This window comes from Kitasatospora sp. A2-31, from assembly GCF_022288725.1.
Classification (GTDB): Bacteria; Actinomycetota; Actinomycetes; order Streptomycetales; family Streptomycetaceae; genus Kitasatospora.
In genome coordinates, this window is record NZ_JAKNTA010000013.1 from 175,313 (window position 1) to 197,206 (window position 21,894).

The following is a 21,894-nucleotide window of genomic DNA, read 5'->3' on the forward strand; positions in this document are numbered from 1 at the left end:
CTGCCTCGTTCCGTACAGGTCCCCCGGTGCGCGTGTCCTTTTGACACGTCATCCACTCGTCGGAACTGTCCGAGTATCGCACTGATCACCGGTCCCGTGCCCGCTCGCGACCCCCGTACGAGTCGTGCCGCGCCGGAAACCCGGGCGAACCCGGGCAACTGTTGCGACGCAACGGAACCGCGGACGGTTGCGCGCGTAGACCATATCGGTCGTGGTCACCGCCCAATTGACCCTTTGTCAACAATGCGGAAACGATTTCACTCGCCGGTGACGCCGTCCACCAGCTCCCGGAGCAGATCGGCGTGCCCGTTGTGCCGGGCGTACTCCTCGACCATGTGGACGAGGATCCAGCGGAGCGTCACCTGCTCGCCCCGGCGGTCGCGTTTGGCGACCGTCTCCAGCGGCAGGCCCTCGCACGCGGCCCGGGCGGCGGCCACCTCGGCCCGCCAGGTGCCGAAGTCCGCCGCGGCGTCCGCGCCCTCGATGTTGTCGAAGTCGCCGTCCGGGTCCTCGCGGGTCCAGTACAGGCCGTCGGGGCCGGTGTCCTCGCCGAGCAGGACGGTCCGGAACCAGTGCCGTTCGACCTCGGCCATGTGCCGGACCAGCCCGAGCAGCGAGAGCGTGGACGGCGGTACGGACCGCAGCTTCAGCTGCTCGTCGGTCAGCCCCTCGCACTTCAGCGCGAGGGTGGCGCGGTGGTAGTCGAGCCAGGCGGTCAGCATCGCGGTCTCGTCCGCCGTCATCGGGGGGTCGATCCGGGTGGTGGTCGTCGTCATGGCGGCCATCGTGGCGCACCCGGCGCCGTGGACGCGAGCGAATAGTCGGCGGGGCGGGGCGTGCCGCCGCCCGGGGGCGCTCAGGCCGCGCTCGAACGCCGTCGCGCGGCCGCCCGCCAGAGCCCCACCAGGCTCCCCACGACCAGGACGCCGATCGTGCCGGCCGAGAGCAGGAACGCCGCCGAGCCGGGCTCGTCCGCACTGGCGGCCGCCGTGACGTAGACGGCCGTCGCCGGGGTGACGCCGAGCGCGGTGGCGACCAGGAACGGAACGAACCGCACGCCGGAGAAGGCCGCACCGTAGTTGCCGGCCTGGAACGGCAGTCCGGGCATCAGCCGGAGCACCAGCACGCTGCGGAAGCCCTGCTCGGTGAACCGCTTGTCCAGGGCGAGCAGCATCCGCCCCCGCAGGTACGGGCGGAGCGCCTCGCGTCCGAGCAGGCGTCCCAGGGCGAAGGCCATCGCCGCGCCGAGCGTGGTGCCGACCACGGCCATCGCCACGCCCTGCTGGATGCCGAGCAGCAGCCCGGCCGCCGCGTTGAGCGCCGGCCGGGGGACGAAGGCGAGCGTGCCCACCGCGTACACCGCGACGAAGACCGGGGCCAGCCAGTACCCGGGCACCCCGGCGGGCAGTCCGCCGGAGAGCAGCGCCGTCGGGCTCCAGAACAGCAGCGAGCCGGCCGCCGCGCCCAGGACCAGGACCAGCAGGGCGAACCGCAGCCACGCTGAGCGCGCGGCCGGACCGGTCGGCGGCGTGGCCGCCCCGGTGGTCGGCGGTTCAGCGGCCGGCGGCCCGGTGGTCGGTGGCTCGGCGGCGGGCGGCGCGGGCGGCGCGGGCGGTGCGGGCGGCGCGGGCGGCGCGGGCGGTGCGGGCGGCGTGGTGTCGGGCACCGACCGAGCCTAACCGCTGCGCCCCGCCCGCCCGGCCCGGGACCGGGCGGGCGGCTGCCGGCCCCGGGCACCCCGGCCGCCCCCGGCTACCGGCCGAAGGGCGCGGCCGCCGGTTCGGCCTGGGGCCGGGCGTCGGCCCCCGGGGCGGCCGGGGCGTCCGGCTCGGCGCGGCGCAGCGCGCCCGCGCTCGGCAGCAGGGCCAACGCGAGGGCGGTCACCACCGTGAAGGAGGCGGTCAGCGAGGTGGCCTGGGCGAGCCCGCCGACGACGGCGGGGGCGATCAGTCCGGAGGTGTAGGTCACGGTGGCGACGCCCGCGATGGCCTGGCTCGGGTTGGTGCCGATCCGGCCGGCGGCCGCGAAGGCCAGCGGGACGACCACCGCTATGCCGATCCCGATCAGGGCGAACCCGGGGATGGCCAGCAGCGGGCTGTCCGCGCAGACCACCAGCACGCCGCCCGCGCCGGCGACCGCGCCGCTGAGCCTCGTCGCCCGGACGGCGCCGAGCCGGCGGATCGCCGCGTCGCCGGCGAGCCGGCTGACCGCCATGGTCAGCGAGAACGCCGTGTACGAGGCGGCCGCGAGGGTGGCGGAGGCGCCGGTGACGTCCTTGAGGTAGACGCCGCTCCAGTCCATCGAGGCGCCCTCGGCGAACACCGCGCAGAAGCCGACCAGGCCGATCACCAGCGAGCTGCGCGGGGGCAGCGCGAACCGCGGCGGCGCCTCCGCCTCCTCGGGGGCCCGGAAGTCCGGCAGGCCGCGGCAGACCGGCTGGGCCAGGGCGCAGAGCACCAGGGCAGTCAGGGGTAGCTGGAGCCGGGCGTCGAGGTCCTGGTGGGCGGCGAGGATGCCGAAGGCGGACGCCAGCAGCCCGCCCGCGCTCCACATCCCGTGCAGGCCGGACATGATCGAGCGCCCGACCCGCCGCTCGATCTCCACGCCCTGCGCGTTCATCGCGACGTCCGCCATGCCGGCGGTCGCGCCGTACACCAGCAGGGCCGCGCAGAGGGCCGGCAGCGAGGGGGCGAGCGCGGGCAGGACCAGTGCCAGGCACCAGACCGAGAGCAGTCCGCGCACCGCCGCCCGCCCGCCGTGGCGGTGGACCACCCGGCCGGCCAGCGGCATCGCCACGAACGAGCCGATCGCCGGCATCACCAGGGCGAGGCCGAGCTGGCCCGGCGAGAGGTCCAGCCGGTCCTGGATCCACGGGATGCGGCTGACGAAGGTACCGCCCACCGCGCCGTGCACGGCGAACACCAGGGCGATGGCGGTCCTCGCCCGGCGCGGCCGCTCCAGCGCCTCGTCGGCGGGGCCGGTCCCGGCCGGTCCCGGCGGGGGTCCTGCGGTCGGTGCGTCTGTCATCGGGTCTTCCCTCCCGGCCGCGCGGCGCGCGGCGATGCCCTGTGCCGTAGGCGCTCCCACCGGTGTGGGGGTTCCTACCGGTTCCTACTCTTGCGCGCCGCGGCGGACGGCCGTCCGTGCCCGGTGCGATTCGATAAATTATCAGGAAGGGACCCTGATAGAAACACTCTGGAAGGATGCACTTCCATGACCACCGCGCGTACGGCCACGCCGAGCACCGCCCGGGCGATCAACGACCGGCTGGCGCTCAACCTGCTGCTCGAACAGGGGCCATTGACCGCAACCGAGCTGCGCGACCTCACCGGCCTCTCCCGGCCCACCGTCGCCGACCTGCTGGAGCGCCTGCAGCGCACCGGCCTGGTCGCCGTCGTCGGCGAGCGCGGCGAGCAGCGGCGCGGCCCCAACGCCCGGCTGTACGCGCTCGTCGCCTCGCGGGCCCACCTCGCCGCCGTCGACGTCCGCTCCGGCGGCGTCAGCCTGGTCGTCGCCGACCTCGCCGGACAGGCCCTGGCCACCGCCGAGCTGGCCGTCGAGGGCGACGGCGACGACGGCACGGCGGGGCTGATCGTGCGCACCCTGCACGAGACCGCCCGGCGGGCCGGCGTCGAGCGCCTGCACACCATCGCCGTCGGCGCCCCTGGCCTGGTCGACCCCGCCACCGGGCGCCTGCACAGCACCGGCGCGCTGCCCGGCTGGCACGCCGAGCTCCTCGCGGCACTGCGCGAACTGCCCGGCACCGACGTGATCCTGGAGAACGAGGTCAACCTGGCCGGCCGCGCCGAGTACCGGATCGGTGCCGCCCAGGGCCGGGAGACCTTCGTCCTGATCTGGCTCGGCCACAGCGTCGGCGCCGCCGTGATCCTCGACGGACGGCTGCGCCGCGGGGCCTCCGGCGGCACCGGCGAGATCTGCTTCCTGCCCGTGCCCGGTACCTCCGGCCTGCCCAGCGCGGGCGGGTGCGAGGAGGGTTTCCACGGCCTGGTCGGCAGCGCCGCGGTCTGCGGCCTGGCCCGCGCCCACGGCCTGCCCGCCGACCCCGCCGACGACGCGGCCGCCGCCGAGGCCGCGGTGCGCGGCGCGCTCGGCGCGCTCGGCGAGGGCGAGCCGGGCGGTGCCTTCCTGGACGAGCTCGCCGCACGGATCGCCGTCGGGGCGGCCGCCGTCTGCGTCGTGCTCGACCCGGGCTGCGTCGTGCTCGGCGGCGAGATCGGCCGCGCCGGCGGCCCCGAGCTGGCCGGCCGGGTCGAGCACCGGCTGGCCGGCCTGTCGCCGCTGCGCACCGAGGTCAGGGCCGGGACGGCGGGCGGCGGCGCGGTGCTCGCCGGCGCCGTCCTCACCGCCGGGGACGCCGTCCGGCGGGACCTCTTCGGCGAGCCGTAGGACGTCCGCCGGCCGCCGGCCGCCCGGCTCGCCGCCCGTTCGACCGGCGGCGGCCCGCTCCGCTTGGCCCCGGGGGCGCCCGGTACGGCAGGATGGCGGCGACGGTCGCGACCGCGGCCGCCGCGACCACCGAGGACGGCCCCGGCCCCCGGGGGGCGATCCGAACCACCGTCAGGAGTCACCCATGGGCCAGTCCGAGGCGCCGGTCAACCCGTACCGGATCGGCGAGGCGGCGGCGATGCTCGGCGTGAGCGCCGACACCATGCGGCGCTGGGTGGACGCGGGCCGGGTCGCCGCCGAGCGCGACGAGCACGGCCACCGGATCATCCCCGGAGCCCAGCTGGCAGCCTTCGCCCGGGAACTCGCCCGACCCGAGAACGCCGAGGCCGAGGGGCGGCCCTCCTCGGCGCGCAACCGGTTCCCCGGCATCGTCACCGACGTGGTCCTCGGGGACGTCGCCGCGCAGGTGGAGATCCAGGCCGGGCCGTTCCGGGTGGTGTCGCTGATCAGCCGGGAGTCCGCCGAGGAGCTCGACCTGGTGCCCGGCGCCCCGGCGACCGCGGTCATCAAGTCGACCAACGTGATGATCGAACGACGCTGAAGCTCCGCTCCCGCCGACGAGAGGACCACCGCCCGATGCCCCACCCGCCGCTGCCGTCCACCCAGAGCGCCGTGTTCGCCGTCGAGGCGATGGCCGCCCGGCACGGCCGCGAGGTCCGGGCGAGCCACGACATCGGCCGCGACCGGACGTTCGCCGGGCTGGTCGGCGCCGACGCGGCCGCCGGCGGCTCCGAACCCGACGCGATACCCCACGAGGCGCTGCTGGAGATCGCCGGACGGCCCGCGATCAGCGTCCGCCTCTTCGTCCACGACGAGGCCGTGGTCACCGTCGACGACATCGCCTTCGACGTGCCGCGCGACAGCGTGCCCGCCTTCCTGCACTCGGTCTGGAGCGGCCTGGTCCACGTCAAGCAGCGAGCCTTCCCACCGTCCTGCACGCTGATCGTCACCGTCCCCGGCGAACCGGGCTACCGCGAGGCCGTCACCCGCCTCCAGCTGTCCCCGTGGCTCGCCGGACTGATCCGCTGAGTGCCCACCGCCCGGCCCGGCCCCGGCCGGCCCCTGTGATCCCGAGCGCGACCGACCCGAGGAACCCCACGCCGCGATGAACGCCGCCCGCCCGACCGCCGCCCGCTCGACCGCCGCCGGCCCGACCGCCGCCGGCCCCCGCCCGGTGCTCGCCGTCGCCCACCGCGGCGACCCCTACCGGTACCGAGAGAACACCCTGCCCTCGATCGAGTCCGCGCTCGCCGCGGGCGCCGACGCCGTCGAGGTCGACGTCCGCCTCACCCGCGACGGCGTGCCCGTGCTGCTCCACGACGAGACCCTGGAACGCCTCTGGGGCGACCTGCGCCCGCTGCGCCGCGTCCCGCTCGACCAGCTGGACGAGCTGCGCGACGGCGAGCTCACCATCCCCACCCTCGCCGAGGCGCTCAATGCCGTGGCCGCGACCCCCGCCGCCCGGCTGCTGATCGACCTGGACGACCCGCACCCGGTCGCGGCCACCTGGGAGGTCGTCACCGGCCTCGGCCTGGAGCACCGGGTGGCCTTCTGCGGCCCCGCCACCGCGATGCTCGCCGTCCGCGCCGCCGCCCCGCACGCCGAGATCGCGCTCACCTGGAAGCAGCCCCGGCTGCCCGTCCGCGCCCTGCTGGAGGACCTGCGGCCGGCCTACCTGAACCCGCCGTTCGGCCTGGTCACCGCCGAGTTCACCGCCGCCGCCCACGACGCCGGGCTCGCCGTCTCCACCTGGACCGCCGACCTGCGCCGCACCATGCGCCGGCTGTGCGCGGCCGGCGTCGACTCGATCACCACCAACCGGATCGACCTGCTGCGCTCCGTCCTGGACGGCCGGCGGTGAGCCGGACACCCGCCGTCGCGCCCGTCCTGAGCAGCCGGGCGCTCGGTCGTGCGCTGCTGGCCCGTCAGCACCTGCTCGCCCGGTCCACCATGACGGCGGGAGCGATGGTCCGCCACCTCGGCGGCCTCCAGGCGCAGGCCGCGCCGCAGCCGCCCTACCTCGGCCTGCTCAGCCGGCTGGACGGTTTCGCCCACGAGGACCTGACCGCGTTGATCGCGGGGCGCGAGGTGGTCCGGATCGCCCTCCAGCGCGGCACCATCCACCTGGTCACCGCCGACGACTGCCTCACCCTGCGCCCGCTCGTCCAGCCCGTGCTCGACCAGGGCCTGCGCAGCGCCTACGGCAAGCGGCTGAACGGCCTGGACCTCGACGCGCTGGCCGCCGAGGCGCGGGCGCTGGTCGAGGAGGAACCGCTCACCTTCCAGCGGCTCGGCGCGCTCCTGGCCGCCGACCGTCCCGACCGCGATCCGGCCGCGCTCGCGCAGGCCGCGCGCTGCCGGCTGCCGCTCGTCCAGGTGCCGCCGCGCGGCATCTGGGGCCGGAGCGGCGGCGCCGCGCACACCACCGCCGAGCACTGGCTCGGCCGCCCGCTCGACCCGGCGCCCTCGCCGGACGACCTGGCGCTGCGCTACCTCGCCGCGTTCGGCCCCGCCACCGCCGCCGACCTGCAGAAGTGGTGCGGCCTCAGCCGGCTCGGCCCGGTCCTGAAGCGGCTCGAACCGCAGCTGCTGACGTTCCGCGACGAGCACGGCCGGGTGCTGTACGACCTGCCCGACGCGCCCCGGCCCGACCCGTCCGTGCCGGCGCCGGTCCGGCTGGTCGCGCCCTTCGACAACCTGATCCTCTCGCACGCGGACCGGACCAGGGTGCTGCCGGAGGAGTACCGGCCGCGGGTGATGACGCAGAACGGCATCGTGCCCGGGATCCTGCTGGTCGACGGCCTGGTCGCCGGCAACTGGGAGCTGACGGAGGGCGGGACCGGCGGGCGCACCGTGGTGATCCGCCCGTTCGCGGTGCTGGGCCGGGCCGACCGGCGGGCGGCCGAGGCGGAGGCCGAGCGGGTCCTCGTCTTCGCGGGCGGGAGCGGGGCGGTCCGCTTCGAGGAGGCGGGGTAGCGCGGGCGCGCTTCTTCCAGGTGCCACCCCGGGTGCGCTCGGGTTCGCTGCCTTGAGCGCATCGCATTCCGCACAACGGGCGATCCGTCACGTCATCTGCTGAGATGGGGCGAGCAGGGCGCGATCGACCCAGGCGGAGGTGGAGATGTCGGGGGAGGTGCCGGGGGAGTCCCCGTCCGGCGGCGGTCCCGCGGAACGCCGGGAGGACCACCGGCGGCCGTACCTGATGCTCCCGGCCGGGGTCCGGGCGGCCGCCGCCTGGTCGGCCGCGGTCATCCTCCTCATCGCCGTCGCCTCCCTGGTGGGCTTCGCCCTGGTCGAACTGCGCGCCGCCACCATTCCGGTCGCCCTCGCGCTGCTCGGCACCGCCCTGCTCCACCCCGTGATGCCGTGGATGGTCCGGCACGGGGTCGGCCGCGGCACGGCCGCCGGGCTCACCTGCGCCCTGCTGGTGGCCGCCGTCGGCGGCGTGGTGGCCCTGCTGGTCAACTCCCTGGTGCACAGCGCCCCGCAGATCGCCTCCGCGCTCCGGGAGGCCGGCGACCGGATCGCCGAGTGGCTCGGGCCGTTCGGCGAGAAGATCCGCCACGCGCTGGACAACGCGCAGGGCGAGAGCAGCGCGCTGGTCTCCACCGTCACCAACGGCGTGCTCTCCGGTCTCGGCCTCGCCACGCAGGTCCTGACCGGTGCGGTGCTGGCCCTGGCGCTGGTCTTCTTCTTCCTCCGTGACGGCCACCGCACCGGCGAGGCCATCCGCTCCCACCTCCCGCCCCGCACCGCCGAGACCGTCGTCGCCTGCGCCGACCGGGCCTTCGACGCGATGGCCGGCTTCATGCGCGGCACGACGCTGATCGCGCTGATCGACGCGCTCTTCATCACCGTCGGCCTGCTGCTGCTCGGTGTCCCCGGGGCGGCCGGGCTCGGCGCCCTGGTCTTCATGGGCGCCTACATCCCCTTCGTCGGCGCCTTCCTCTCCGGGACGGTGGCGGTGCTGGTCGCGCTCGCCGAGGGCGGCATCGGCACGGCGCTCTGGGCGCTCGGGATCGTCCTCGCGGTGCAGGCGGTGGAGGGCAACATCCTGCAGCCGCTGATCCAGAGCCGGACCGTCGAGCTGCACCCGGCCACCATCATGATCGCCGTGGTGGCCGGTGCGGGCCTCGCCGGGATCCTCGGCGCCCTGCTCGCCGTCCCGCTCTGCGCCGCCGGGGTGGGCGTGATCTCGGTCCTGCGCGGGGACGCCGCTCGCACCCGGCGCGGCTCCCGCTAGGGCGCGGGCGAGGACGGCCGTGCCGGGCGCCGGCCGCAGGTGGTTGCCGTACGGACCGGAGGCGTGACAGGATCGCTAATGCGACGCGAGTCGCGATAGCGAAGGGGTGGCTGGCGGATGGCGATCGAGCGGTTCCGGGTGTCGGACGGTCAGGCCGGGCCGTACGGGGTGGCGGTGGGGCCGGACGGCGGCGTCTGGTTCACCCTGGTCCACTCCGGGGAGGTCGGGCGGCTGGCGGCCGACGGTTCGGTGCGGCGGTTCGGCCCGGCCGCACCGGAGAGCGGGCCGGCGGTGATCACGGCGGGCCCGGACGGCGCACTGTGGTTCACCCGGATGCGGGACCACCGGATCGGACGGGTCGGCACCGACGGCCGGGAGCGCTCGTTCGGGCTGCCGACCGAGGGAGCCGGGCCGTACGGGATCACCGCGGGCCCCGACGGCGCCCTCTGGTTCACCGAGCCGAACGCCGGCCGGATCGGGCGGATCACCGTGGACGGCGAGGTGACGGAGTACCCGCTGCCGGTCGACGGCGGCTTCCCCTCGATGATCACCGCCGGGCCCGACGGGGCGCTCTGGTTCACCCTCAACCAGGCCCACGCCGTCGGCCGGATCACCGTCGCCGGGGAGGTCGCCGTGCACCCGCTGCCCACGGAGGGGGCGGCCCCGGTCGGGATCGCCCGAGGCGGCGACGGCGCGCTCTGGTGCGTCGAGATCGGCGCCGGGCAGGTCGCCCGGGTCGCGCCGGACGGCACGGTCGTCGAGCACCCGCTGCCCGACCGGGCCGCCCGGCCGCACGCGATCGCGGCCGACCCGCAGGGCCGGCTCTGGTTCACCGAGTGGGCCGGCAACCGGATCGGCAGCCTCACCCCGGGCGGCGCCTACCGCGGCTACGACCTGCCCGTCGCGGGTGCCGAGCCGCACGGCATCGCCGTCGGCCCGGACGGCGCCGTCCACGTGGCCCTGGAGATCGGCGAGATCGTCCGGCTGACGCCCTGAGCCGCGGTGCGGCCGGTACCCGCGGCAGCCCGGCCCCGCTCCACGGAAGGCCCTACGCGAGGGGGCCGGCGGCGAGTTCGGCGGCGAGGTCGCAGAGGGCGGCGCGGTCCGGGCGGCCGGTCTTGGCGAGCAGGCCGGCGATGTGCTTCTCCACCGTGCGCGGGGAGATGGAGAGCCGGCGGGCCAGCTGCTGGTTGCCCGGCCGCTCCGCGAGCAGCACGAAGACCTCGTACTCGCGCAGCGTCACGCCGCAGCCGCGCAGCTCCGCCGGGACGGCGTCGCGGCCGCCGCGGTGCTGGGCGACGCTGGCGCCGGCGCGGCGCAGCAGCGCGCGGCAGGCGGCCGCGACCGGCTGGATGCCGGTGGCGTGGAAGTACTCCTCGGCCGTGCGCAGCCAGGCCACCGGCTCGCCCCAGCCGTCGGCGAGCGCACTCTCGGCGGCGAGCCGCAGCGCGAGGTGGTGGGCGAGCGGGAACGGCGCGGCGGTCGCGCGGGCCGCGGCGACGGCGCGGGCGGCCTCCTCCGGGTGGCCCTCGCGGCCGAGCAGGATGGCGTCGGCGAAGCCCAGGAACTGGCGGTTCCAGGCGAGTTCGGCAGCGGGGGCGGTGGTGGCCCGGGCCAGGTCGGCGCGGTGCCAGGTGCCGGACAGCACCTCCAGCAGCGGGTGCAGGCCGTGCCGGCCGGCCAGGTAGAAGACGCTGGGGTGCTGCTCCTCCCAGGCGATCCCGGCGGCCAGTTCGGCCCTGGCCCGGTCGACGTCCTCGGCGAGCAGGGCGCCGACGGCCCGGCAGAGGCCGTGGCGCAGCGGCATCAGGAACGACTCCTCGCCGCCGGCCTGCCGGAACCGGGCCAGCTCGCGCTCCATCTCGCGGTCGCGGCCGAGATGGGCGGCGAGGGTGGCGGAGCCGAGCAGCAGATAGCGGTGGGCGCCCAGGTTGCGCAGCCGGGCGGTGGCGTCGAGGCGGGCGTCGATGACGGCGCGGGCGGTGTCCCACTCCCCGCGCAGCACGGCGTTCATGGCGAGCAGGCCGTCCAGGGTCTGGGTGAGCACGATCGCGCCGAGCGCTGCGGCGGCCTCCCGGGCGGCTTCCAGGCGGGCGCCGTCGCCGGTGCGCATGAAGGCGTTGGCGCCGAGCCGGAGCAGCGCCTCGACCCGCCAGACCGGGAGGGCGTGGGCCTCCGCGACGGCGAGCATCCGCTCCAGGCAGGCCTCGGCGTCGTCGAAGCCGCGCTCGCGGGCGAGCAGGGCGAGCAACTGCCACGCCTGGCAGGCGACCACCGGCAGGCCGGCGGCCTCGGCCACCTCGGCGGCCCGGCGGGCGAGGCGCTCGGTCTCGGCGAGGCGGGTGCGAGCCGGCCGGGGGTCGGTCGCGGCGGTGTTCCGGGTGTCGCCGGTGCCCCCGGGCTCTCCGGCTGCGTCGGTCCCGTCGGTCCGCCCGGCCGCCGCGGGTCGTTCCGGCCGTTCCGGCCGTTCGGCGCCGTCGGCGGCGGGGCCGTGGCCGGGCAGCAGGGCGAGGTGGCCCTCCACGACCACCAGGGCGGCGTCCTGTTCGGGGCGCAGGTCGGTGCCGGCCAGGGCCCGGGCGGCGGCGAGCTGGGCGGCGGCCTCGCCGGCGCGCTCGGCCATCACCGCGGCGAAGGCCAGCCGGGTGTGCAGGTCGATCCGGCGGTCGGTGGCGGGGCGGGCGTGGGCCGGCGCCCGCTCCGCGGACGAGCGCTCCGCCGGCGGGTGGCCGGCGGGCGCCGGCGGCAGCGCGTTCGCCGGCGCGGCGGAGGGTATCGCGGGCAGTGCACGGGCCAGTTCGAAGGCCCGGTCCAGCTGGCCTGCCTCGGCCAGTGCCAGCAGCAGCTGCTCGACGACGGCGGCACGGTCAGCCGACCCGGCGAGCTCGTGGGCGCGTTCCAGCAGCACCACGGCCGAACCGGCGGCGCCGGCCGCCAGGGTCCGCCGGCCGGCCTCCGCGAGGTGTGCGGCGGCGCCCGCCGGATCGCCCCCCGCCACCAGCAGCGCGGCCACCAACTGGCGCCGCTCGTCGCCGAGCTCGGGGTCCGCCCGCAGGACCGCCCCGGCGGCGCGGCGGGCCAGGGCGGCGCGCTCGGCGGGGGCCAGGGTCGCGATGACGGCGTCGGCGGTGAGGGCGTGCCGGAAGGCGTAGCGGTCCGGGTCGGCGCCGTCCGGCACGATGACGTTGGCCTCGCAGGCGGAGCGCAGGTGGCTGAAGAGCGTCCGGTCGTCGTGACCGGTGATCAACTGGACGGTGGCGACGGAGAACCGGCTGCCCAGGGTGGCGGCGGTGAGCAGCAGGTCGCGCACCGGCGGGTCGAGCTGGTCGATCCGCCCGCCCCAGCTGCGGACGACCGTGGTGGGGACGGCGGTGCAGAGGTCGCCGGCCACCTCCCAGCGGCCCTCCGACCGGCGCAGCGCGCCCGAGGCGAGCATGTCGGCGAGCAGTTCCTCGACCAGGTAGGGGCAGCCGTCGCCGCGTTCGGCGAGCCGTTCCAGCACCGGCGCGGGCACCTCGGCGGCCTCGCTCTCCAGGATGTCCGCGGCCATCGTCCGGACGTCGGCGGGCGGCAGCGGCCGCAGCTCGGTGACGGTGGCGGCGCGGCGGCGTTCGGCGGCCCGGACGAGGTCCAGCGCCGGTCCGGGCTCTCCGCGCAGCGTCCCGACCAGCAGGACCGGCAGGCCGTCCAGGTTGTCGACCAGGTACTCCAGCACGGCGACCGTCTCGGCGTCGGTGTCGTGCAGGTCCTCCAGGAGCAGGACGCATCCGGCGTCGCGGCCGAGGACGGCGAGCAGGCGCAGCAGTGCCTCGGCGAGCTCGACCACCGTCTCCGGGTAGGCGGGCGCGGTTCCGGCCGTTGCGCGCCACTCGGGCACCAGCCGGGCGAGGGCGGGGCGGTAGGGGGCGAGCTCGGCGTCGGTGGGCGTGCCGGCGGCCCGGAAGCGCGAGGCGAGGGCTTCGATCAGCGGCCGGAACGGCGTCACGGTCAGCGTCGAGGAGCCCCGGCCGCGCAGCACCGGCAGGCCGAGTCCGTAGGCTTGGTAGGCGCACTCGCCGGCCAGCCGGGACTTGCCCATGCCGGCGTCGCCGAGCAGGAAGACCGCCCGGCCGGACCGCTGGCGGGAAGCGGCCAGCGCGTTGCCGAGCAGGCTGATCTCGGCGTCCCGGCCGACGGTGATCGACGAAGTCGTGCGCATGGGCGCAGGCTACTTGACGGTTCGTCCGATCAGTAGTGCCGCTCATCGGCCACGAAGCGAACACGCTGCCATCGCCGGATCGTTACCGTACGACCGCATCTGCCGGTGGCCGGTCCGTTTCGGAGCGGAGAGGGCCCGGCGGCGTCGGATCGGACCCGGCCGGTTCGGGTGGCGGGGCGCCGCCACCGGGGGGCTGCCCGGTCCCCGGTGGCGGCGGTGTGACGGCCCGGCTCCGGGTCCTAGGCCGGGACGGTCATGGTCGGGAAGTCGAAGGCCGGTGCCGTGCCGCCGGAGGCGAGCAGCTGCGAGCGCAGGCCCAGGCCGCCGCCGGCCCGCAGGCGGATGTCGCCCGCCGGGTGGTCGAAGGAGTCGTCGGGCCGGGTGTCCGGGTACTGCCGGGTCGGCGCCGGGTCGGTGTCGTTCACGGGGTCTCCCATTCGTCGTCGGGGTGGGCGGTGGCGGTCGGAGCGGGCGGCTGGCTGCCCGCCCGCCGCGCCGCCCGCCATCCTGGCGGACGGCGGGCGCGGCGCGTTCAACGGGCCGGCGGACGAGCCGGCGGGGCGGTCGGTGTACCCGGGCGCAGCAGCAGCGCCGGCGGGACGCGTTCGGGGTAGCCCAGCCGCAGCAGGCCGTGGCCGATCCCGGCGAGGCCGGTGAGCAGACCCGGGTGCGGCACGTGGTCGGGGCTGCCGCAGCGCGGGCCGTCCTGGTCGAGGCCGGCCAGCAGCGCACCCGCCCGCCGCACCCAGGGCGTCCGGCCGGGCACGGGGCTGCCGTGGCCGAGCAGTTCGAGGACGCCCAGCTCGCCGTGGCAGAGGCTGTGGTCGGGCAGGCCGGCGGCCCGGGCGGTGTTCCGGGCGGCGCGCTGCAGCCACTCGGCGAGCGGTCGGTCGCCGAGGGCGGCGGGGCTGTCGGCCACGGCGAGGGCGATGCCCGGCCGGCCGCGGCACCAGGAGGACTCCCGGGCCCGGACGGCGGTGGCGGCGTGCAGGGCGGCGAGTCCGGCCGCGCGGTGCGGGCCGTGGGCGGGCTCCGCCACGGCCTCCGCGTACCGCAGCAGGGCCCAGCCGGTGCCGGCCGCGCCGTGCGCGAAGCCGGTCCCGGCGGGTGCCGCCGCGGCGGCCAGCCGTGCGGCGCAGTCGGCGGCGGCGCGCAGCGGCTCGGGCCGCCCGGTGGCGGCGTGCACGGCGAGCAGTGCGGCCAGGCCGCCGGCCGTGCCGCTGTGCACACCGGTGTCGGTCTCGCGTTCGGCGGCCGCCGCGGTGAGCGCCACGGCGGGCGCGCACCACTGCCGGATCAGCGGGTCGTCCAGGGTGCGGGCGATCTCGGTGAGCGCGTAGGCGATGCCACCGAGCCCCGCGAAGCCGCCGGAGCCGACGGCGGCGGGCCGGTCGGGGTGCGCGGCGAGCGTGTCCAGCAGCCCGGGGACGGGCGCGAGCGCCCGGCGGGCCACCTCGGCGTAGCGGTCCGAGCCGGTGAGGGCGGCGAGTTGGGCGAGGAAGAGCGCGGTGCCGGTGTAGCCGCCGGCGAGGTCGGCGCCGAGCGGCCGGACCCGCCAGTACCGGTCGGCGAGCAGTTCGAGGCCCAGCCAGTTGGTCCGGCTGCGCCCGCCGTAGGCGGCCGCGACCAGCTGGTCGCCGACGCCGCGGGCGGCGGCCAGCAGCCGCTCCGGTTCGGGGGCGGTGGCCCACAGGTTCTCCGGCGCCGGGCGGCCGGGCCGGTGCGCCGGTACGGCGGCGCCGCAGGCCATCGCGGCCCGGACGATCCACTCCTGGTCCTTGCGGTCCACCCCGCCGAGCGCGGCGAGCTTGGCCTCGGCGCGGGCCAGCCCCGTCTCGGCCAGCTCGCCGGGCAGCCGGCGGCCGTCGGCGGTCCAGAGGTCGCGGCCGCCGGGGCGGGCGGTGAAGAGCGGGACGTCGCCGGCCCACAGGTCGGCGAGTTCGTGCTCGGCCAGCCCGGGGCGGCCGGGGTCGTCCACGGCGTCGGTGCGCAGCAGGTCCAGGACGGCGCCGCGGTCGGCGGCGTCGCGCAGCAGGTCCGGGTGGGTCGACTCGTCCAGCAGCCGGGCGTAGACCCGGGTGGCCCGCGGCACCACCCGGACCTCGTCCTCGGCGAACGCGCGCAGCAGGCCGCGCGGCCCGGCGAGGTCCTCCCGGCCGTCGGCGAGCGCCGTGTAGCCGGCCCGGAACCCGGCCACCAGGGCCTCGGTGTGGTCGGCGGGGTCGACGGCGGCGCCGTCCAGCCGGGGGCGGTTGCGGGCCTCGCGGAACGGGCGGGCCCGCCGGACCAGCCGCATCTCGTCCGTGCCGGCGCCGGCCCAGTCGACGCCCTCCACCGGGGAGGTGGTGCGCAGACCGCCGCCGATGCCGGAGACGTCCACCGCGCCGGCGTCGCCCAGCAGCAGCTGCGGCAGCAGGCCGACCCGGTGGACCGACTCCTCCAGGGCACGGGCCGCCGGGTCTGCCGTCGGGCCGGCCGGGGAGGGCGGGTGGAACAGCGTCTCCACGTCCACCAGCACCGGCTGGTCCGCGCAGGCGACCACGTTCTCGACGTGCATGTCGGTGCCGTCCAGCACGTGCAGCAGCGCCAGCAGCGCGCCCTGACGCCGGTAGAACCGCTCGACCTCCGACCCGGTGCGGCAGGGCCGGAACTCGGCGAACTCCGTCCAGCCGTAGCCACCCCGGTCGAGCAGCCCGAGCGCGCGCAGCCCGGGCACGCCGGGCCGGCTGTTGTACCAGCCCAGCAGGGCGTTGAAGTGGCGGTGGGCCGCGACCGGGCGCGGCCGGTGGACGACGGAGGCGCCGTTGGCGAAGTGCAGCACCGCGACGGCCCGGCCGTGCCGGTGGCGGTCGCCGGCCTCGGTGTCGACGGCCACCAGCGGCCCCGGGTCGGTGCCGCGCAGCAGCCCGGAGACCAGCAGCGGGCGGTCGGCGAGGAGCCGGAGGAGCAGCTCGGCGTAGGCGTCGGCGGCGTCCAGGCTGGTCCGGGCCAGCAGCCGGGCGAGCACCGGATAGGTGCGCAGCAGGGCGGCGAGGCCGTCGCGGCGGGCGGTGAGGGCGACGAAGGAGCGGAACCGCTCCTGCGGGGTGCCGCCGCGGAGCCGGCCTGCGGCCCGGGCGGTGTGCAGCTCCAGCACCAGGGTGCGGGCGGCGATCCGGGCGAGGCGCTCGGTGAGCCCGGCGGTGAAGGCGGCCCGTAGGGCGGGCAGGTCGAGGTGGACGGCGAGGTCGGCCGGCGCGCTCCGCTCGGCGGGTGAGGCGTGGCCGGTGCGGTCGGTGCGGTCGGGCGGGGCGGCGGCGGGACAGAGGGTGGCCGACAGCCGGACGAGCGCGCGGTCGGCGAACGGCGCCAGGACGAGGCCGAAGCCGCTCAGGCCGGGGTACGACGTCTTCGGGACGACCGCGCGGACCGGTGCCGCGGCGACCGCGGCCTCGGTGAAGGCGGCCCAGTCGGGGCGCCCCGCGGGACGGGCCTGGCCCGGCGTCAGGGCCGGCTCCCACCAGGCGGAGGGGGCCGGCCCGGCCACACGGAGCCGGGCCGGGCCCGTCCGTCCGGCGCCCCGCGCCGCGTCGGGGGTCGATACCGCGGCGGGGGCCGGGGCGGAAGCCCTGGTCGGGGCCGGAACGGTGGCCCGGACCGGGGCATCGCCGGGCATCGGAGGGTGCGGGGTCGCGGTGGCCGTGGTGGGTACCTGCGCGACCGGGCCCTGATCCGGTGCGCGGCCCCCGTCGGGGCGCGCGCTGCGCACGGCGCTCACCTCTGCCACCACCGCACCTCCGATGCCGGGAGAGGGCGGCGCTGCCGTCGAAGTCGCTGCCCTCGGTGCTGAATCCTTGTCCTGCCGTGGCCGCCGGGGCATGGGGGACTCGCCCCCATCTTTGTGCCGTCCGGCCCGCATGATCCGCTCCCCTCGTTCCCCGCGACGTCCGGCGCCGTCCTCGTGGAGCGCTCCGGCCCCCGCCGGCCGGGAGTCCCTGAGCGTGCCTCCTCCGCGTCGACCGTAGTGGGCGCGCGGCCGGCCGGTCAGCGCCGGGCGACCAGGAGCGGGGCGGCGACGGTCGGACGCCCGTCCATCGTCCGCACCGGCGGGGTGCGTTCGGCGACGGGGTCGAAGGCGCCGAGCAGCTCGTCCAGCCGCTCCCGGGTGCGGTGACGGCAGACCGCGCCGCCGCCGGTCTCGAACACGCCGTGGCGGCCGGTCCGCTCGGGTGGCCGAAGGCCGCCGTGGGCGGAGTCCCGGTGCTCGGCCTGGTTGTCGAGAGTGGGCATGTCCCGATCATTCCACGGAGTGCCGGGTTCGTGGTGGGCGGCGCGTCGGGGCGATCGACGGGCTTGCCGGCGGGGCGGCTCGGGTGGGCGGTGCCGGCGTACCGGTGGGTCGAGGGGCTGGTGGGGTGGGGCCGTTCGGCCCTTGTCGGTGGTCCCGCAGCGGAGGGAGGGTGGGCGCCGAACAGGTGTGCGGCGCAGGCCCGGGGCAGGCCCGGCGGCGCACGGAGGGACAGGAGAGGGTCCGAGTGGGCGGGTTGGTCACGGTGCAGATGGACGAGCAGCTGGCACGGGATGCGGCGGCCGCCGCGCGGGCCCGGGTCGCGGCCGTCACGGGCGGGGCGGACGCCCTGGTCGAGGCGGTCCGGGTGCGGGTCGGCCGGATCGGCGCGGGGACCGTGGTGGCGCAGCTGAACGCCGAGGTGAACGGCCGGCGGATCCGCGTCCAGGAGACCGCCGCGGACCTCGGCGAGGCGTTGGACCGGCTGGCCGACGGGCTGCGCCGCCGGATCACCGCCGTGGTGGCCGGCTGGTCGCCCCGCCCGTGGCCCCGGCGGGGGCGCGGCCGGGGCCTCGCGGCCGCCACCGCCCCCGCACCGGACGCGCCCCGACCGCTTGCCGAAGTCCCCTGCGGCGCAGAGTCGTCGAGCATCGTCCGGCGCAAGCGGGTGGGCCTGGTCCGGTGCTCGCCGGACGCCGCCGCCCGGACCATGGACGCGATGGACTTCGACATCCACCTGTTCGCCGACCCCGTCACCGGGACCGACGCTGTCGTCTACCGGGTGGGCCCCACCGGGTACCGGCTGGCCCGGACGGCGGCTGCCGGTCCGCCGCTCCGGCCGGCCGTCCCGTTCACCCTGAGTCCCTGCGGCGCACCGGAGTTGACCGAGGAGCAGGCGGTCGCGCGGCTCTCCGCCGCCGAGCTGCCCTTCCTGTTCTTCGCCCACCCGGCGACCCGGCGCGGCCGGGTGCTCTACCGCCGGTTCGACGGGCGGCTCGGGCTGATCGAGGCCGCCTCGTGAGCGACGAGGCCGTGCGCAGGCGGCTCCGGGCGCGGCGCCGTCCGGCGGGGTCGGCCGGGGTGGCGAGGCAGGCGGGGTCTGCGGGCGCTGTGACGTCGGCGGGCTCTGCGGGGGCGGCCGGGCCGTCCGCGGTGTCCGTTCCGCCGGTGCCGGCGTCGGGGACCGTCCCGGTGCCCGGCGCCGCGCCGTCGGCCGGTGGCTTCCCGTCGGCCGGTGGCCACCCGCCGGGCGGGGACGTCCCGCCGCGTCACCTCGTACCGCTCGAACGGGCCGAGGCGCTGCGGCTGTTGGCCGGTGTCCCGTTCGGGCGGATCGTCTTCACCTCGCGCGCGCTGCCGGCCGTCCGGCCGGTCAATCACCTGCTCCTGGACGACGCCGTGGTGATCCGCACCCACGACGGCGCCGCGCTCACCGCGGCGGCGGTCGGCGCGCAGGAGGGCGTCGTCGTCGCCTACGAGGCCGACGCCATCGACCCGGTGACCAGGCTGGGGTGGAGCGTGGTCGTCATCGGCTACGCCCGTCCGGTCACCGATCCCGACCGACTGGCCCGCTACCGGGAGGCGTTGCGCCCCTGGGTGGCGGCGTCCATGGACCACACCGTGGCCATCCGGCCGGACCTCGTGACGGGCTTCCGGCTCGTCGCCGAGGCCGCCGGCTGACGCCGTCCGCCAGCTGACGCCGTCCGCCGGTTGGCGTCGCCCGCTCGCGGGCCGCTCGCCCGCTCGCGGGCCGCCGGCCCGCGGCAACTCCCCTCCGACACGCGGGTGTTGGAAGGGCCCTGGAGCGCGCCGGTACGGGCCGTCGGAGTTCGCCCCGACTCCACGCCCGTACCGGCGCTTCGGCATGCCCGGAGCGGTCCGGCGGGGCCGTCCGGAGGGGCGGCTGTGCGGTGACGACGACGCGCCTGCGGGGTGGCGGCCCGGCCGGGCCGTCGGCGGAGGTCCCGGGCGCGGCTCCGGAACGGAGGCCCACCGACCCCCGGCTGCTGGGTCCAAGGGCCCTGGGGCGCAAGGGTGTCGAGTTCTGATCATGGATCGCCATCCATCCGCAGTAGTTCCGAAGGAGTGCGTCCTTGAGCGCCATCGAGGCACAGGGCGACAGCGCGCCGCCGCCGTCCGCCGTCCGGTCGGGGGAGGTCCGGGTCCGAAGGCCCGGCTCGGCCCTGGTCAGGCTGCTGACGACCACCGACCACAAGACGATCGGCTCCATGTACCTGGTGTCGGCGTTCGGGTTCTTCCTGATCGGCGGCATCCTCGCGCTGGTCATGCGCGCCGAGCTCGCCCGGCCGGGGACGCAGATCCTCTCCAACGAGCAGTTCAACCAGGCCTTCACCATGCACGGTTCGGTGATGCTGCTGCTCTTCGCCATGCCGCTGTTCACCGGCTTCGCCAACTGGATCATGCCGCTCCAGATCGGCGCCCCCGACGTGGCCTTCCCGCGGCTGAACATGCTGGCCTACTGGCTGTTCATGTTCGGCTCGCTGATCGCCGCCGGCGGATTCGCCACCCCGCAGGGCGCGGCCGACTTCGGCTGGTTCCTCTACGCCCCGCTGTCCGACGCGGTCCACTCGCCCGGCGTCGGCGCCGACATGTGGATCATGGGCGTCACCCTCTCCGGCTTCGGCAGCATCCTCGGCGCGGTCAACTTCATCACCACCATCATCTGCATGCGTGCCCCCGGCCTGACCATGTTCCGGATGTCCATCTTCTGCTGGAACGTCCTGCTCACCTCGGTCCTGGTGCTGATGGTCTTCCCGGTCCTGGCCGCCGCGCTGCTGGCGCTGGAGTGCGACCGCAAGTTCGGCTCGCACGTCTTCGACCCCGCCAACGGCGGTGCGATGCTCTGGCAGCACCTCTTCTGGTTCTTCGGCCATCCCGAGGTCTACATCCTCGCCCTGCCGTTCTTCGGGATCATCTCCGAGGTGATCCCGGTCTTCTCCCGCAAGCCGATGTTCGGCTACGCGGGCCTGATCGCGGCCACCGTCGCCATCGCCGGCCTCTCGGTGACGGTCTGGGCGCACCACATGTACGTCACCGGCCAGGTGCTGCTGCCCTTCTTCTCGTTCATGACCTTCCTGATCGCCGTGCCCACCGGGGTCAAGTTCTTCAACTGGGTCGGCACCATGTGGAAGGGCTCACTGAGCTTCGAGACCCCGATGCTCTGGACCGTCGGCTTCCTGGTGACGTTCCTTTTCGGCGGGCTCACCGGCGTGCTGCTCGCGGCTCCGCCGATCGACTTCCACGTCTCCGACTCGTACTTCGTCGTCGCGCACTTCCACTACACGCTGTTCGGCACCGTGGTCTACGCGATGATGGCGGGCTTCCACTTCTGGTGGCCGAAGATGACCGGCAAGATGCTCGACGAGCGACTCGGCCGGATCAGCTTCTGGACCCTCACCGTCGGCTTCCACGCGACCTTCCTGGTGCAGCACTGGCTCGGAGCCGAGGGCATGCCCCGCCGCTACGCCGACTACCTCGCCTCCGACGGGTTCACCACGCTCAACACGGTCTCCACGATCGGCTCGTTCCTGCTCGGCCTGTCGATCCTGCCGTTCCTCTACAACGTCTGGAAGACCGCCAAGTACGGCGAGAAGGTCACGGTCGACGACCCGTGGGGCTACGGCCGTTCGCTGGAGTGGGCCACCTCCTGCCCGCCGCCCCGCCACAACTTCGCGACGCTGCCGCGGATCCGCTCCGAATCCCCGGCGTTCGACCTGCACCACCCGGAGATCGCCGCCCTCGACCACCTGGAGAACACCGGCGAGCCGGCCAAGCACCTCGCCGGGGTCGTCCCCGCCGCGTACGACACCCCCGTCCGGCGCGGCCTCGCCCGTCCGGCGGAGGCCCCGCCCGGTGGGCCCGGGCGGTCCGGGCGGGGGGCGCTGCCGGAGTCGCCGGAGGCGGCGAAGCCGCCGAGGCCGGCGGACGCGCCGGAGCGCTGACCCGGCCGCCGGGCACCGACCCCGGCGGCCACCCGAGACGCCGTCCCCGCCCGCCCCTCCCCGATGCCCCCGGCCGGGCGGGGACGGCCGCCCCGACCACCGCCCCGGGCACCGACCACCGCCCCGGGCACCGACCACCGCCCATCCGCACCCGCACACCATCGCTCGAACCCCATCGGCTGAGGAGCGCACGGCATGTCCCACACCGTTCTGGCCATCGGCACGGCCGCCATCACCGCCTCCGGCTGCGTCTGGTACCTGCCCGCCATCGCCGACCTCCAGGCGGGCGACGACCGCCCCCGGTCGGTCCGGACCGCGGCGGCCGCCTGCGTCGTCTGGTGGGCCGCGCTGGCGCTGGCCGGCGGACTGCTGCTGGCCGTGCCCGCCTGGCAGCCCGCGGCGCAGGTCGCCCTCGCCGGTCTGGTCGCCGGCCTCCTGCTGCGGATCCGGGCCTTCGCGCAGAGCCGGGCCGAGCGGCGCGAGGACCGGCTGCGCTGGGCGATGCTCGAAGCCGGGCCCGTCCCGCGTGGTCCGCGCCCGGCGGCCGCGGTCCTGATGGGCTGGCTGCTGGTCGGCCTGGCGGTCTCCTCGCTCGGCGCGCTCTCCATCCTGCTGGCCGGCGGCGGCGCGCTGGCCCCCCGGCTGGCCGCCGCGGCCGGCAGCGCGGTGGCGGTGTCGGGGGCGTTCCTCCTCGTCGGTATGGGCAACGCCCGCCGGCACCGCCCCTGACCGGACGTCCGCCGCCCGTCCCTGACCG

General features: G+C 76.8%; 18 protein-coding genes. 11 read left to right on the top strand and 7 right to left on the bottom strand.

From position 1 onward, the window contains the following. Window positions 1-257 precede the first annotated feature (257 nt). The 3 genes from MCM47_RS30405 to MCM47_RS30415 all read right to left on the bottom strand — a co-directional run bounded on the left by MCM47_RS30405 (window position 258) and on the right by MCM47_RS30415 (window position 3,027). Window positions 258-785: a DinB family protein gene (locus MCM47_RS30405; RefSeq protein WP_238864951.1), complete on the bottom strand. Its 528-nt coding sequence runs from the start codon at window positions 783-785 to the stop codon at window positions 258-260. 71 nt (window positions 786-856) lie between these two features. After that, the gene (locus tag MCM47_RS30410; protein WP_238864952.1) at window positions 857-1,666 is read right to left on the bottom strand and encodes a TVP38/TMEM64 family protein; all 810 of its coding nucleotides are present in this window, start codon (window positions 1,664-1,666) and stop codon (window positions 857-859) included. Window positions 1,667-1,752: 86 nt separating this feature from the next. Next, window positions 1,753-3,027: an MFS transporter gene (locus tag MCM47_RS30415; protein ID WP_238864953.1), complete on the bottom strand. Its 1,275-nt coding sequence runs from the start codon at window positions 3,025-3,027 to the stop codon at window positions 1,753-1,755. 186 nt (window positions 3,028-3,213) lie between these two features. Between MCM47_RS30415 and MCM47_RS30420 the strand changes: the two genes are divergently transcribed. The 7 genes from MCM47_RS30420 to MCM47_RS30450 all read left to right on the top strand — a co-directional run bounded on the left by MCM47_RS30420 (window position 3,214) and on the right by MCM47_RS30450 (window position 9,706). After that, window positions 3,214-4,407: an ROK family transcriptional regulator gene (locus tag MCM47_RS30420; protein ID WP_238864955.1), complete on the top strand. Its 1,194-nt coding sequence runs from the start codon at window positions 3,214-3,216 to the stop codon at window positions 4,405-4,407. 184 nt (window positions 4,408-4,591) lie between these two features. Continuing rightward, window positions 4,592-5,008: a molybdopterin-binding protein gene (locus MCM47_RS30425; RefSeq protein ID WP_238864958.1), complete on the top strand. Its 417-nt coding sequence runs from the start codon at window positions 4,592-4,594 to the stop codon at window positions 5,006-5,008. 35 nt (window positions 5,009-5,043) lie between these two features. Continuing rightward, window positions 5,044-5,496: a hypothetical protein gene (locus MCM47_RS30430; RefSeq protein ID WP_238864960.1), complete on the top strand. Its 453-nt coding sequence runs from the start codon at window positions 5,044-5,046 to the stop codon at window positions 5,494-5,496. 76 nt (window positions 5,497-5,572) lie between these two features. Continuing rightward, the gene (locus tag MCM47_RS30435; protein WP_238864962.1) at window positions 5,573-6,328 is read left to right on the top strand and encodes a glycerophosphodiester phosphodiesterase; all 756 of its coding nucleotides are present in this window, start codon (window positions 5,573-5,575) and stop codon (window positions 6,326-6,328) included. After that, window positions 6,325-7,443, top strand: a complete 1,119-nt coding sequence (locus MCM47_RS30440) for a winged helix DNA-binding domain-containing protein (protein WP_238864964.1) — start codon at window positions 6,325-6,327, stop codon at window positions 7,441-7,443. Before MCM47_RS30435 ends, MCM47_RS30440 begins: the two co-directional genes overlap by 4 nt. Before the next feature lie 145 nt (window positions 7,444-7,588). Further along, window positions 7,589-8,710 carry an AI-2E family transporter gene (locus MCM47_RS30445; protein ID WP_238864966.1) on the top strand — a complete coding sequence of 374 codons (1,122 nt, stop codon included), beginning with the start codon at window positions 7,589-7,591 and terminating at the stop codon, window positions 8,708-8,710. Window positions 8,711-8,827: 117 nt separating this feature from the next. Further along, window positions 8,828-9,706 carry a virginiamycin B lyase gene (locus tag MCM47_RS30450; protein WP_238864968.1) on the top strand — a complete coding sequence of 293 codons (879 nt, stop codon included), beginning with the start codon at window positions 8,828-8,830 and terminating at the stop codon, window positions 9,704-9,706. Window positions 9,707-9,758: 52 nt separating this feature from the next. Here MCM47_RS30450 and MCM47_RS30455 read toward each other — a convergent pair whose 3' ends face one another. From MCM47_RS30455 to MCM47_RS30470, 4 genes are all read right to left on the bottom strand, one after another. After that, window positions 9,759-12,908 carry a LuxR family transcriptional regulator gene (locus MCM47_RS30455; RefSeq protein WP_238864970.1) on the bottom strand — a complete coding sequence of 1,050 codons (3,150 nt, stop codon included), beginning with the start codon at window positions 12,906-12,908 and terminating at the stop codon, window positions 9,759-9,761. Between the two features lie 239 nt (window positions 12,909-13,147). After that, window positions 13,148-13,333 carry a hypothetical protein gene (locus MCM47_RS30460; RefSeq protein ID WP_238864972.1) on the bottom strand — a complete coding sequence of 62 codons (186 nt, stop codon included), beginning with the start codon at window positions 13,331-13,333 and terminating at the stop codon, window positions 13,148-13,150. Window positions 13,334-13,440: 107 nt separating this feature from the next. Next, complete coding sequence (lanM, locus tag MCM47_RS30465; RefSeq protein WP_238864974.1) at window positions 13,441-16,674, bottom strand: type 2 lanthipeptide synthetase LanM; 3,234 nt, start codon at window positions 16,672-16,674, stop codon at window positions 13,441-13,443. A 257-nt stretch (window positions 16,675-16,931) separates the two neighbouring features. Then, entirely contained in the window at window positions 16,932-17,177 is a 246-nt protein-coding gene (locus tag MCM47_RS30470) for a hypothetical protein (protein WP_238864976.1), read from the bottom strand. 245 nt (window positions 17,178-17,422) lie between these two features. Between MCM47_RS30470 and MCM47_RS30475 the strand changes: the two genes are divergently transcribed. From MCM47_RS30475 to MCM47_RS30490, 4 genes are all read left to right on the top strand, one after another. Continuing rightward, window positions 17,423-18,196, top strand: a complete 774-nt coding sequence (locus MCM47_RS30475; RefSeq protein WP_238864977.1) for a sigma 54 modulation/S30EA ribosomal C-terminal domain-containing protein — start codon at window positions 17,423-17,425, stop codon at window positions 18,194-18,196. Between the two features lie 146 nt (window positions 18,197-18,342). After that, the gene (locus MCM47_RS30480; RefSeq protein WP_238864979.1) at window positions 18,343-18,855 is read left to right on the top strand and encodes a pyridoxamine 5'-phosphate oxidase family protein; all 513 of its coding nucleotides are present in this window, start codon (window positions 18,343-18,345) and stop codon (window positions 18,853-18,855) included. Window positions 18,856-19,403: 548 nt separating this feature from the next. Then, window positions 19,404-21,137 carry a cytochrome c oxidase subunit I gene (ctaD, locus tag MCM47_RS30485; RefSeq protein WP_238865093.1) on the top strand — a complete coding sequence of 578 codons (1,734 nt, stop codon included), beginning with the start codon at window positions 19,404-19,406 and terminating at the stop codon, window positions 21,135-21,137. A gap of 195 nt (window positions 21,138-21,332) precedes the next feature. Further along, entirely contained in the window at window positions 21,333-21,866 is a 534-nt protein-coding gene (locus tag MCM47_RS30490; RefSeq protein ID WP_238864981.1) for a hypothetical protein, read from the top strand. The last annotated feature ends 28 nt before the right edge of the window (window positions 21,867-21,894 follow it).

Bases quoted from the DNA above. Each gene is read 5' to 3' on its own strand.
- MCM47_RS30405 (WP_238864951.1), bottom strand. From the start codon at position 785: ATGGCCGCCATGACGACGACCACCACCCGGATCGACCCCCCGATGACG.
- MCM47_RS30415 (WP_238864953.1), bottom strand. From the start codon at position 3,027: ATGACAGACGCACCGACCGCAGGACCCCCGCCGGGACCGGCCGGGACC.
- MCM47_RS30420 (WP_238864955.1), top strand. From the start codon at position 3,214: ATGACCACCGCGCGTACGGCCACGCCGAGCACCGCCCGGGCGATCAAC.
- MCM47_RS30425 (WP_238864958.1), top strand. From the start codon at position 4,592: ATGGGCCAGTCCGAGGCGCCGGTCAACCCGTACCGGATCGGCGAGGCG.
- MCM47_RS30430 (WP_238864960.1), top strand. From the start codon at position 5,044: ATGCCCCACCCGCCGCTGCCGTCCACCCAGAGCGCCGTGTTCGCCGTC.
- MCM47_RS30435 (WP_238864962.1), top strand. From the start codon at position 5,573: ATGAACGCCGCCCGCCCGACCGCCGCCCGCTCGACCGCCGCCGGCCCG.
- MCM47_RS30445 (WP_238864966.1), top strand. From the start codon at position 7,589: ATGTCGGGGGAGGTGCCGGGGGAGTCCCCGTCCGGCGGCGGTCCCGCG.
- MCM47_RS30450 (WP_238864968.1), top strand. From the start codon at position 8,828: ATGGCGATCGAGCGGTTCCGGGTGTCGGACGGTCAGGCCGGGCCGTAC.
- MCM47_RS30455 (WP_238864970.1), bottom strand. From the start codon at position 12,908: ATGCGCACGACTTCGTCGATCACCGTCGGCCGGGACGCCGAGATCAGC.
- MCM47_RS30470 (WP_238864976.1), bottom strand. From the start codon at position 17,177: ATGCCCACTCTCGACAACCAGGCCGAGCACCGGGACTCCGCCCACGGC.
- ctaD (WP_238865093.1), top strand. From the start codon at position 19,404: ATGTACCTGGTGTCGGCGTTCGGGTTCTTCCTGATCGGCGGCATCCTC.
- MCM47_RS30490 (WP_238864981.1), top strand. From the start codon at position 21,333: ATGTCCCACACCGTTCTGGCCATCGGCACGGCCGCCATCACCGCCTCC.